This window comes from Amycolatopsis tucumanensis (assembly GCF_021654135.1).
Lineage (GTDB): Bacteria > Actinomycetota > Actinomycetes > Mycobacteriales > Pseudonocardiaceae > Amycolatopsis_E > Amycolatopsis_E tucumanensis.
This window is the reverse complement of sequence record NZ_JAKGSD010000015.1, coordinates 65,243-77,637: the sequence shown is the minus strand read 5'-3', so window position 1 is coordinate 77,637 and position 12,395 is coordinate 65,243. Positions and strand designations below refer to the sequence as shown.

At 66.2% G+C, this 12,395-nt stretch carries 7 protein-coding genes; 1 reads left to right on the top strand and 6 read right to left on the bottom strand.

The genetic code is table 11. From position 1 onward, the window contains the following. Positions 1-54: 54 nt before the first annotated feature. From L2C96_RS17085 to L2C96_RS17080, 3 genes are all read right to left on the bottom strand, one after another. Entirely contained in the window at positions 55-1,167 is a 1,113-nt protein-coding gene (locus L2C96_RS17085; protein ID WP_237336906.1) for a CaiB/BaiF CoA transferase family protein, read from the bottom strand. A 176-nt stretch (positions 1,168-1,343) separates the two neighbouring features. After that, the gene (locus L2C96_RS44510; protein ID WP_272882755.1) at positions 1,344-1,478 is read right to left on the bottom strand and encodes a hypothetical protein; all 135 of its coding nucleotides are present in this window, start codon (positions 1,476-1,478) and stop codon (positions 1,344-1,346) included. A 27-nt stretch (positions 1,479-1,505) separates the two neighbouring features. After that, on the bottom strand, positions 1,506-1,916 hold the full coding sequence (locus L2C96_RS17080) for a hypothetical protein (protein WP_237336905.1): 411 nt from the start codon (positions 1,914-1,916) through the stop codon (positions 1,506-1,508). Between the two features lie 75 nt (positions 1,917-1,991). Between L2C96_RS17080 and L2C96_RS17075 the strand changes: the two genes are divergently transcribed. After that, on the top strand, positions 1,992-2,405 hold the full coding sequence (locus tag L2C96_RS17075; RefSeq protein ID WP_237336904.1) for a hypothetical protein: 414 nt from the start codon (positions 1,992-1,994) through the stop codon (positions 2,403-2,405). A 444-nt stretch (positions 2,406-2,849) separates the two neighbouring features. Here the strand turns inward: L2C96_RS17075 and L2C96_RS17070 are convergent, their stop codons facing one another. From L2C96_RS17070 to L2C96_RS17060, 3 genes are all read right to left on the bottom strand, one after another. Then, positions 2,850-4,220, bottom strand: a complete 1,371-nt coding sequence (locus L2C96_RS17070; RefSeq protein WP_237336903.1) for a hypothetical protein — start codon at positions 4,218-4,220, stop codon at positions 2,850-2,852. Between the two features lie 859 nt (positions 4,221-5,079). After that, positions 5,080-5,463 (bottom strand): hypothetical protein, encoded by a 384-nt coding sequence (locus L2C96_RS17065; protein WP_237336902.1) that lies wholly within the window; start codon positions 5,461-5,463, stop codon positions 5,080-5,082. 113 nt (positions 5,464-5,576) lie between these two features. After that, a complete protein-coding gene (locus L2C96_RS17060; protein WP_237336901.1) occupies positions 5,577-12,392 on the bottom strand; it encodes an RHS repeat-associated core domain-containing protein in 6,816 nt (2,271 codons plus the stop codon). Positions 12,393-12,395 lie beyond the last annotated feature (3 nt).

Here is a 12,395-nt window from a genome sequence, read left to right as displayed (position 1 = left end):
GGGCAATGCCGCCCGCTCGAACAGGTGACGGGAGTCGTCCGCCTCAGATCGGATTCACCCAGCCGGGTGACGCACGCCCCAAGCGCGCAACACGGCCTCGGTGTCCGCCCCAGGCTTTCGCGGTGCCTCTGGGAGGTCGGGTGCGCTGCGGGAGAACCTCGGCGCCGGCGCGGCCTGGCGGACGCCGCCCAGCTCGACGATCGTGTCGCGCCCTGCGAGCTGCGGTTCTTCGACCGCCTCCGCGAAGTCGAGCACCGGTGTGACACACGCGTCGACGCCGGCGAACCGCTCGGCCCACTCGTCACGGCTCCGCGTCTCGAAGGCCTGCTGGAAGGCTTGTCGCAGACGCGGCCACCCGGAGCGGTCGAGCTGCTCCGGCAAGTCGGCGTCGCCCAGTCCGAGCCCGTCGACGAGCTGGGCGTAGAACTGCGGCTCGATCGCGCCCACCGCGACGTAGCGGCCGTCGCGGCACCGGTAGGTGTCGTAGAAAGGCGCCCCGCTGTCGACGAGGTTCGACGCCGCCTCGTCCCGCCACTGGCCGACGCCACGCAGTGCCCACACGCCCTGCGCCAGCGACGTCACGCCGTCGACGATCGCCGCGTCGACCACCTGCCCGTGGCCCGAGCGCCCGCGCTCCCACAACGCCGACAGGACGCCCAGGACGAGGTACAGCGATCCACCACCGAAGTCCCCGACCAGGTTAAGGGGCGGCGTAGGACGCGCGCCGGCCGTGCCGATGGCGTTCAACACACCCGTCACGGCGAGGTAGTTGATGTCGTGCCCGGCCTGGTCGGCCCGGGGCCCGTCCTGACCCCAGCCGGTCATGCGGCCGTAGACCAGGCCCGGATTGCGGTCCAGGCACTCCTTCGGGCCGACGCCCAGCCGCTCGGCGACCCCCGGCCGGAAGCCTTCGATCAGCACATCGGCCTTCTCGGCGAGCGCGAGCACGAGGTCGCGTCCCTCCGGTTGCTTCAGGTCGGCCGAGATCGAGCGCCGACCGCGTAGCAGCCAGTCATCGGCGCCTTCTGGCACCACACGCAGACCACCCCTGGGCCGCTCGACGCGGACCACCTCCGCCCCCAGATCGGCCAGGAGCATGGCCGCGTGGGGCCCCGGGCCGATCCCTCCCAGCTCCAGAACGCGCAACCCGCACAACGGTCCCGCCACGGCTGTCCTCCTCCTCGGTCCGGCCGGCGGGAGTGCACCTCAGGCGAGCCGGAGCAGCAGCGACGTCGTGTCGCCACCACCGGAAAGGCCCACCGTCATCGCCGTCCGCCGGCCACTGTCGGCAATCCGCTCGGAACTACCAGCCAGAGCGCGCGCGGGCAAGCGGGGATAGGGGTTCACCAGGTTCGCGGTGGGGGCGACCCCACCCCGGTGCCCACCCCGGTGCCCGCCGCGTTGACCGCGAAGGTGATCGGCCCGTACCGCTGCTCCACCTCGGCGACCGCGGACTGCACCGAATCCAGGTCCCGCACGTCACCTGGGCACGCCACCCCACTGCATTACGATGGAAATTGGATGATCACAACTACGCGAGCAGCCCAATTGACCTCGTCTACCAGTACCCGTAGACCGACAACCCCACGATTTCCTTTCGCAACTAGCACCCCCCTATTCTCCGGATCATGGATCTTGACCATTCCGAACTCCGATTCGAACTGTCTGACAAACACCTCGGTCAAGCCGACAGCCACAGGGGCGAGCGGAGGGCTTCGATAAACCTCGACCTCAACAGGGCCGTCCACGACACTCTGCACCGCGACGTAGAGCGAATCCGTATCGAAATGGACGTAATCGATCGACGCGTCCCATCCCCTGTGATCTGCCGAACTTTCAGAGTCTTCGATTAACAGGAGGCCATGGTCAAAGTACGCAGTTAACGATCCAATAAGACCTTCTTCAGTTGTAGTCATAGTTTTCTCTCCTTAGCTGCCCCACCATTCCACCCTGCTGCCGCGCACATGACTGTGTCCACGATTATCAAGGTGATGACCATGATGCTGGCCGACGCCGCCGACGAGCGCCTCGTCCCGGTCAACCCATCCAGCCTCGGCGAGCAGGTCGTCGCGATCGCGGCGCAGGCCAGCGCGCTGGTCGGGCTGTGGGCCGGGTTGCTCATCATCACCGCCGCTTGGACCGGTGCTCGCTGGGATGAGCTGACCGGCCTGCAACGCCGCCGAACGCCCACCTCGACGACGGTGAGATCGTCATCAACCCGCAGATCGGTGTGCTGCACGAGGTTAACGGGGCAGCTGGAACCTGTCCCAGCCGTCCAGCGCGGCCGTCAGCCGTACGCAACCGCGCCCATCTCGCCGCAACCGGCACGACCCCGGACCGGGTCTCGGGCGCTTCGAGCAGGTTCGGGTCAGTTGGCCAAAGAGCGGCCGAGGAGGAGCCGTTAGGCGACCCCATTTGCCGCGAGAAGCATGATCCACTCCAGAATCGCTCCTGCACACCCCTGTTGATCTTGAAATCGACAAGGCAGGGTGAACGTGAAGAAAACATGAAAAAGCCCGCTGACCTGGACGTTTACCCAAAGCAGCGGGCCCAAACAGACCGTCGGGCTGACAGGATTTGAACCCGCGACCCCTTGACCCCCAGTGTGGCCGATCCAATCCGCTGACCTGCACAAACAGAGATTCGCCTGCACAGAGCGGGGCAGTTGTGGCCGGCCGAGGACGATTCAACGCAACACGTGCTTATCCGTCGCTCCACATTTGCTCCCGCTCCTGCAGGCTGTTGCGTCGCCCTGCGGAGGTGATATCTGACTCCCGCTCGGCAGGCGGCGCACCACTCGTGCCGCGCCGCACGCGCTCGCGCCCCAAAACGCTGATGCCCAGGGCCACCTATGCGGGGAACAGCGCGTAGTAGCCGTCGGGCGGAGCGCCGGGGCCGTGCCATGGCGAAGTGGCGGGCCAAGCCGGGACCCCGCTGGGCGGCGTCGCCACGTCGCGGAGCACGTATCGGGGCGTGACCTGCGGGGTGCCGCGGTCGAGGAAGTGGTAGTTCAGACGGAGCAGCCACTGCTTGACCGGCCCCGCCTGCGCAGTGACGGTATCGATCGCGGAGACCAGTTGAGTGCGGTCCGAGAACTGGTCGAGGACCGTGCAGTCACAGAAGTAGGCGATCGCACCGATCTCACCCTCGAGGCGAACCGGTTGATCGCCTACGAGCGCCTTCAGGTCCCGGCCGACCGTCGCGTACTGCGCGGGACTGGCCCAGTTCGTCGTCACCGCCGCCATTCGCCAGGGCAGACCGTGCTGCACGGCGAATCCCAGCTGGCACACGACCAGGAAAACGGCGGCGAGAGCGAACCCGCGGGCAACCGCACTGGCGGCAAGCGCAGCAAAAAGGGAGAGGCAGATCAGCGACGGTCCGTAGTACCAGTGGTAGGGCGGCACGCCGAGGATCGTGTAGGCGAGGTAGTGCAGGATTCCCCCCAGCCCGAACGCGGCCGGCAGGGACAACTGCGCCCGCCGTCTCGTCCAAGCAGCGAAAGCCAGCACGCCGAGCACCGCAGGCAGGAAGGCCAGCACGATCGCCGCAGGATAGAACCGCAGCAGGAGAAGCGGTCCCTCGCCGAACTGGTGACCACCCCACGATCGCTGCTGCGTCTTGATGAGCAACGTGTCCGGAACGAACGACCCCAGGACCACCCAGCTGAACACGAACCACGGCCCGGCAACCATCCCAGCGGCGACGACGGCCTTCCACCACCCGCGCCACAGCGAACGGCTCGCCGCGAACAACACCACAACAACGATCGCCAGGTCGAACCGGGTCAACACCGCCAGCCCCGCACACACGCCGAAGACCCACGGCCGCGACTCCACCGCTGCCATCAGCATCAGCGCCAGCACCGCGGCACCGAGGGCGACCTCGAGCCCCACCGCCGACAACAGCAGCGGATTGAGCAACACGGCCAGCCACGCGGCAACCGCACCCCAGGCCGGCAGGGAGAGTGCCCGCATGACCCGTAGCAGCGCGGCCGCAAGTGCCATGTTGGCGACCACGAACAGGACCCCGAGGGCCCACACCGGGTGCCTGAGCAAGGCGGTGAGAGCACCCAGAAGCAGCACATTCAACGGCGATGTCGCCGTGTTCGACGTCTGCTCCGCGATGAGACCCCAGTGCCCGTGCAGCCCGAGATTCCGCGCATAGGTGAGCGTGATGTAGGAGTCATCGATGATGCTCGCGTGGACGAGCCAGAACACCACGGCCGACACGATCGCGAGCAGCGCAACAACGCCTGAGGTTCGACGCGACGAGCAGCGCCCTGACGGCGACGTTCGCCGTGGCATTGCTTGTGCAGGGAGCGCACTCACCATGCAGTTGACTCCTGACGAAGGCTGAACGAGCAGAGCTTAGGCGACCGCCGACGCGCAGCTCGACAGAGATCGCTGATGAGCTGCCAGCCCAGGACCCACCAGGACGAGTAGGACGATCGGGTCGATAAAGGACATACCAGCCAGGCACGCTCAGAATCGACCGTTTGGTGCGCGCCAGCACTTCGCCGGCCACCGTTCCACAGGAGCCAAAGGATTGCCACACCCACAAATCTTCCCGATGGCCGCGAACTCCGCCCACATGTAGTCGTTGCCTGTCCCGGTACAGTTCGCACATACACTCGACGGAATAGACTTACTTCGCACTCCCATCGCTTCGTCATTGAAACCATACTTACCGACCGCCGAGCGCGATCATCTATCGGCAACCCCTCGGCCGCCGTCTCTCCCATGTTTGCATTTGTCCAGCCGAACCTGGGTTCGAAGATTGTGGAAATGCTTATTTGCAGAACCCTAACACCCACGGTTTCTCGGACTTCGAAACCAGTTGGACCACTTCTTGGCGCAACTCCGGAGAGTACATAGTCGTTCTTCCACCGACTCGAGGAAACCGTTTCCTTAGACTCGACATCAGAGCGCTTCAGGTAGTTAGACGGCTTGGCCGACGGGATCGACAACAGACTCCGGCGAGCCGGAGGCGGCACCCCCTTCCACCATCATCTTTACGTCGCCACCTTATCCCGTGAACACGCACACAGATCTGACATAGATTACGCAGACTCGTCCACGTTCACCCATCCGCAAGCATCGGAAGATGAGCGACGGTCACCACACCAAAGAAGGAGAACTCCAATACGACGTCATCACTCGGTGAATATATCCAGAAGTCTGCAATATTACTATCCAGCACGTCCGAAAGGTGCGCAAGGAAGTCTTCACATGATAACTCCAAGCTTGGAATCGCCAAGCTGCCCCAGAACACTACAATATTGCCGACACCGGAGACGAATTGTTGAATAATTGCGTCCAGCCCAGGTGAATCTCGATTCGTCGAACTGATCACCAACTCTTCGGGTACCGCCGTCCAATCGATCGCACCGTCGGAGTTGCGCGGGTAGCGACCGAGGCTTTCCCGTTCGTTGCGAAGATGTTCTGCCGGGTCCAACAGCTTCACCCCTGGCCGCCCAACCCACTCCGACCCGGGATGCCCCGGCAAATCGGAGCGAACCAGTCGAACCATAGACCGCGGAAGGAGGTCCGGCCTGGTTCCGTATACGTCCTCGAACGTCACCAGTTACCGTCCAATACTCTCGCGAAATCTTCTTCGGTTCCATTCCAGGCGACGGCATATTTACTTGCAGAATCACCCTTGCCGATTTCCACGTTGATATGGGGCCCCTTCACCGGGTCGTAGTCCAACCTCAGCCTCTTGAATTCACCATTCACCCGGGTAGTGAACCCTACAACTTTGCCATACGTCGACGGCGCAGACTCTAGACGACCAATGTACGGCTGTCGAGTCGCAGGATCGATCTCGCCGAGCAAATCGAGCGCCTTGTTTCGGGCTTGCTCGAAGCTGACGAAGCCGCCCATGACAACTTCCTTGCAGGGCCCTCCGGAATTATGTACGAGTACCGGCGCACTGCCCGCCACGACATAGTACGTGTGGACGGTGTCGATGGTCAGGTTGTAGGTCCGCAGCGTACCCGTGTACACCCGGACCGCCAGCACTGCCGCGTGGCCGTCGCCGGGGGTGTCGAGTTGTTCGGCAGGCTTGAGGGCAGCCGCTTCGGTCCAAGCGTGCGTCGTGGTGTCCCAGAACAGGTGGTGGGCCGTCGTGACGATGTCCTTCGGCCCGTCCGGGGCGGCGATGGTGAGGGTGGCGAAGTCGCGGTCGTCGTCGGTGATGTGGATCGCTGTGACCACATGTTTCTGGGTGTTCGAATCGTCCGGTTCGGCGTTCGTGATCTCGTCGCCGAGTTTGAGCGCAGCGATGGGTTTCGTGCTGCCGTCCGCCATGAGAACCGGCGTGTCGCCGGCGAAGCTGTTGCAGGATCGCGCGAGGTCCTGCGCGAGGGTGGACTCCGCACGCTCGCCGGCGATGTAGGACTCGACAGCGCGTCCTCCGGCATAGGCCGCTTCAGCGCCCTTGACCACACCACCGCCGGGGATGAACCAGATCCCGACGTTGATGGCGCCCTTCAGGCAACCCACCACACTCGGGTTGTCGATGCACCGCTCGACGTCGGCGAGACCGGAGACCTCCCAGACCTCGTCGACCAGCCTGGCGAGGAAACCCTTTTCCTTCGGCGCCGGGTCGGAAGACGTCAGGTAGTTGGGCGGCATCGCGGACAGGATCGACAGCGGCGTGGGGATGCTCATCTTCGGCACGCTGGTGTCCATCAGTTCTGTCGGGGACAGACCCGGCGCCGGCCACTTGTTCGGGACCGGGTAGCCGTTCTTGGGCCAGTTGGCCGTTGCGCCGTAGCCAGTGTTCCGGCATTCGACGTTCATGCAGGAGGGGTCGGCCAACGGTTCCAGCCCGCTGGGATCGGGTCGGGTCAGCGGGTTCCCGAGACCGTAGGCGTAGCCGTTGAGCTGTTGCGGAACTGCCGTGTCGAGCACCGGGTCGACGGTGGTGAACCGCCCGGTGGCAGGGTCGTAGTCGCGTGCTCCGAGGTGGACCATGCCGGTCGTGTCCTGGTAGCCGCCCAGATAGCCGTGTTTGTCCGGCCAGGAGGTGGGTGCCGCGCCGCGGAGGACACCGTAGGGGTCCTGCCAGCGCTTGGTGACCGACAGGTCGGCCGCGTCCACGCTCGCGTAGGTGGTGTTGACGTTGTCCGTCAGCAACCACTTCAGCTGGCCGGACTTCCGCTCGGCGACGGGCAGGCTGCCGAAGGTGTAGAAGCGGGTGCCAACAGCCGTGGACGTGCCGGCCGCGACGAAGATTTCGAGGTCGTTGAGGACGAGGGTGGTGCCGGTGGCGTCCTTGGTCAGCAACCGGTTGCCGTCGGCGTCGTAGACGTAGCTGGTGACCTTGCCCGCGGCGTCCTTCGCGGTGGCTACCCGTCCTTCCGCGTCGTAGGTGTAGGTCAGTTGTGCAGCCGGACCGCTTTGGGTCGCTGTCCGCCCGGCAGCGTCGTAGGTGTAACTGGTGCGGGCACTGCCGGAAGGCCCGGTCGTGTCGACCGACTGGACGGCGTGGGGCTGCGGCTGCCCCGGCTGCGGGTAGGTCGAAACCGCCGCGGTGTCACCGGACGTGGCGTGCTGCGTTTCGGTGAGACGGTTGCCGGTCTGGTCGAAGCTCCACGACTTCCAGTACGGTGCCGCTCCGCCGAGAGTGGCGGCGCTGGCAGCGGCGGCACAGTCGCCGGATGCCGGTGTCCAGGCTTCAGTGAGCCGCTGCAGGTAGTCGTAACCGAAGCACTGGTTGTCCGACGGCGCACCGAGCGGGGTGTCGGCGATCTTGGTGATGTCGCCTGCCGCGTCGTAGGTGTAGGCCCGGTTCCCGATCATGTAGTCCGACGCCGTGGCCCGCTCGGCGAGGGTGCTCGCCAGCCGGTTCGTGCCGTCCTCGTAGGTGTGCGTGATCGAGATCTGGTGGGGGTCGTCGGGGTCCTGGTAGTTGTTCCGGAGGATCTGTCCGTACGGGTTGTAGTCCGTCTCGCTCACGAGTTCGGTGCCGGCGCTCGTTCCGGCGGCCAGCAGGGTCGCGGGTTTGTCCAGCGCGTCGTAGCCCGTGAGCATCGACTCGTCGGACAGTCCTCCCTTGGCCGGGCTGCCGTAGGAACGCAGGACGTCGCTCAGCGGGTCGTAGCGCCAGGAGAACGAGTAGGTTCCGCCCAGCCCGGTTTCGGTCAGCGGAATGGTGAACCGGGAGCTGGTGACCCGGCCCGCCGAGTCGTAGGTGACGACCGTGTTGGTGTAGGTCCTGCCGTCGGCGTACCTGCTCGAGCTGGCGAGTTTGCCCTTCAGGACGGTGTCGTAGGTCCAGGAGACGAGCTTGGTCCCGGTCACCGAGCCCTGGTACTCGGCGGTCTTGCGGCCGAGGTTGTCGTAGGTGTAGGCCAGCGTCCTGCCGCTGGCGTCGGTGCTGGTGAGCATCCGGTTGTCGGCGTCGTAGGTGTAGGTCGTGATGCCGGTGTCGGGGTCGGTCGTGGCGAACTTGCGCCCGCGGAGGTCGTACGTGGTGGTCCACGTGTTCCGCCCCGTGCTGTCGGTGGTCGACGTGAGCATGCCGGTGTGGTTGTAGCCGTAGGTCGTCACGTCGGCGGGGTCGCCGGGGTTCGTGTGCGCCCGGTCCTTGTACTGCACGAGCTGTGTCTTCTGACCGAGCCCGTCGGTGACCACGCTGCTCGCAATGCCGCCAGCCGGCGGAACGGTGGTGGTGCGATCCCCGTCGTAGGTAGTGGTCGTGCGCCACTGTTCCGTGCCGTAAAGCTCGTAGATCGAGGCGACCGCCCGGCCCGCGCTGTCGAACCGGGAGACTGTGGTGCTGGGTACGGCGTTGTCCTGCACCACGAGGAGGCTGGTGCCCGGGGCGGCGTCCTTGTTCCAGTAGGCGTCGTGCGTCTTCCACGTGCGCCCCTGGGAGTCGTAGAACGAATCGGTGACAACACGCCCGCCCTCGGCGTAGGACGTTGGCGCCTGGGTCTGCACCGTGCGGCCGAGTCCGTCGACCAGTTCGTACGTCGACGCGTACTTGCCACTGGACAGGAGGCGGTTCGCGGTCACCACGCTCGGACCGGTGGTACTGACCGTGTAGGAGTACGTCGTGGCAGCGGGCGCATTGGTGGATTTGTCGTGCCCCGGTGGCCACAACGCCGTGAGACGGCCCAGAGCGTCGTACGTGGCGTCGGTGCGCAGCCCGCTCTGGTCGACTTGCGCCGTCATGGCGCCGGTGATCGGGTCGAGGTACTGGACCGTCGTGAACCTGGTCGAATTGGTGCCGCTGACGGGCGGCGCGGTGGTGACGACCTGGGTCAGCGGGCCTCCGGTAGCCGGCGTGTAGGCGATGTTGGTGGTCAGCCCAAGTGGGTCGGTGGAGGCCGTCGGCCGGCCGTAGACGTCGAACTCGGCGGTGGTCGCGGGCGCGACGAACTTCTCGCTGCCGCCGGCGGGCCAGGAGTCGAGCGTGTCGGTGCGGGTGATGTCACCGGTACCCGGCGCCACGCCGAACGCCTGGTGGTCGAAGTAGGACCGGCTGTCGCTCACGATCGTCCCGCTGCTCGCCGGCGTACTGCACGGCCCTGCGGTCTTCTGCACCTGGCTCGTGTAGCTCATCAACCACGCCGCCGTGTTCTGGGCGTAGGTGTTCCGCGTGCAGGTGGCCTGAGCGGGATCACTGATGTCGCCGTCGTTCTCGACCTGCGTCGGCAGACCGTACGCATCGAAGGACGTGATCATGCGCGTGGTTCGCCACTTGTTCGCCGAGGCGATCCAGGTCCGCGTGCGGCTCGTGCCGGTGCCGGTGCGGAAGGCCTGGGTGCCGTCGGCGTTGGTCGCGGTCGCGGGCGAGATCCAGGGATCGTTGACGGTGTTCGCGATGACGTTGCCGTCGAGGTAGGTCAGCGATTCGCGCTGGAAGCCGCCGAGCGCCGTGCTGTCCGGGATCGTCCCGCCGAGACTGTCGGTGACCGAGACCGAGCGTTTGCCGCCGCCGGGCAGGGTGTCGCCGTCCATCCCCCGCAGGTAGAGCGCTTGGCTGACGGTCGGTGGACCGGCCGGGTCGCTGGTGGCCTGCCCCTTGGTGGTCTTGACTGTGGCGTAGCCACGCCACTGGGACCACGTCCGGTACTTCGGATCGCCCAGGTGGTTCTCGTCGTAGTGCCACGCCGCGCCACCGAGGTAGTCGTAATGGGTGAGCGCCTGCTGGGAGAAGGTCGTGCGGCCGTCCTCGGTCACGTCGGTGACGACGTACTTGTTGAACCAGTCCAGCACCGGGTCGGTAGCTCCGCCTGGTGTCCAGTAGACGGGGTAGCAGGCGAGGGTGTTGCTCTCCGGGTTGGCCGGCATGGTGACGCCGGGTACGCACTGCGGGTCGGCGTACTTGACGGCGATCACGCCACCCTGGTCGGTGGTGACGGCGTCGATGCGGTTACGGGTCAGCGCCGTGTACTTGCTGTTGGCATCCACCCTGTTGGCCAGCGCCTTGGGGTGGAACACCGTCGGCGGCATGCTCGCCGAACCGCCGGCCTTGCCCGTCTGGGTGATGGAGTCCAGCCACATCGCGGGGCTGGAACCGTCGCCGCTCGCCGGAAAGGATTGAACCAGTGACCACTGGGTGGCGGTTTTCCAGCCGGTCCCGCCGTCGGTGACCTGGGTGCTGATGCCGATCACCCGACGTTGGGTGAAGAACACCGGGGCCACGTTCCGGCAGGTCGCTCCCTCCGCGCACATCTGATCGGCGGGAACGTCGGGCCAGGCTGCCGCGTTCCCTGCCAGCTGGCCGGGGTCACAGGTGACCGCGCCGTTCGGAAGGCACCGTTCGGCCGTGTCGAACACGATCTGCGCGGGTGCGTGGGTGTAGAGGCCAACGACGTGGGTGTTGAACCCGTACTCGATGCGCAGCAGCTGGCCCTCGCGGATGTAGGGCGTTCCGGCGCTGGTCAGGTTCAGGTTCAGACCGTAGCGGTTGGTCTCGGGCTGGTAGTAGTAGGTGGTCGCATTGCCGTGCGGGTCCACCACGTAGTCGAGGTTCCAGCGCCAGGCCTGCTGGCACCAGGACGAGGCGAACGTGGCGCCGTTGCACGGTTCGCCTGCGTTGTTGCCGAAGACCGGCACGGTCCAGGTCGACTGGGTTTCGGGGTTCCCCGTCTGCCATCCGGGCAGGTGGTTGAGCCCGAAGAAGTACTGGGTGCCGTCGAGCGTGGTGACCTTCCAGTGCTCGCCGTCCTTGGCGCCGTTGGCCGCACCGGTCAGCTTCTCCACGCGCGCGCCGTTGTCGCCGCGGGGATGCCAGGTTCCGGTCGCGGTGTCCTTGATCAGCTCGGTGGTCGAGCCGCCCAGCGACAGCGTCGCGTTGTCACTGCCCCAGCACAGATCGCCGGTCTTGGTCTGACCGTTGTTGCCGCCCAGGTCTCCGGCGCAGGCCTTGTAGGACCGCTCGATGTACCCACCCGCAGTCGAGTTCCAGCCGTCGCCGATCTCGGAGGCCTGGTTGTTGGTCGCCGAGGTCAGCCCGTCGACGGTTCCCGACGAGTACTTCAACTCGAACGACGGCGACTTCCCGTTCGGTGCCTTCGGGGCTGAGATCGGGTAGGTGTAGGAGAAGTCACCGGACGACGTACCGGACGCCCACGAGCCCGCCGGCGAGAGTTTCGTGGCCTTGAAGTCGCCTCCGCCGCTCGCGGTGTCCGCGGTCGCTGCCAGCACTGTCACGCTCTCGGCGGCAAAGGTCGCTTCACCGGTCAAGCGGTGGGCACCCGCGTCGTTCTCGGAGTCGACCGGCTGCCCGGCGCGGCATTCCGGTTTGTCCGGTGTCGTGAGCACGCAGGCGGGGAGCTGTTCGAAGTGCAGGCGTTCGCCGAAGTCCGCTCCGTACGCGGCGGCGAAACCGCGGTAGTCGAGCGCGACTTCGACCGGCCCGGACGTGTCGCCGGAGATCGCCTTGAGTTCGAGCAGGGTTCCGGGGATACCGGCCCTCTCGGTGACCTGGCGGTCCACAGTGGCCACTTCGACCCGGCCCGCGCCGTGCCCGTCCGGAACCGTGGAGGCGTCGGCGGTGTAGCGGCCGGTGCGCGTGTCGCGGCCGTGGCCCCGCGTGACCGACACTGGAAGCTTGCCCGCGACCAACAGGGCCGGGGCCTTGCTGCCCTTGGCCGTGGCGGGTAGGTCCATCTGCGCCCGGTCCGGTGCGGGCCAGTTCACCGCGGGTGTCGGTGCCGAGGGCGTCGAAGCGGGAGCGTCACCGGCGAGAGCCGTCACGACCCGTCCGGTCACCGACTGCGCCGCTTGCAGGGGTGGCAGGTCCCAGCCGAGACCGTGCCAGCCCACGGGCTGGGCTATCGCCTGGTGTGCCGATGCCAGGAGGATCGCCGCTGTCGCAACGGCCGTCGTCCGCGCCCACCGCTTGATCTTCAACCGGCGCCTTGCCACGGTCATGAT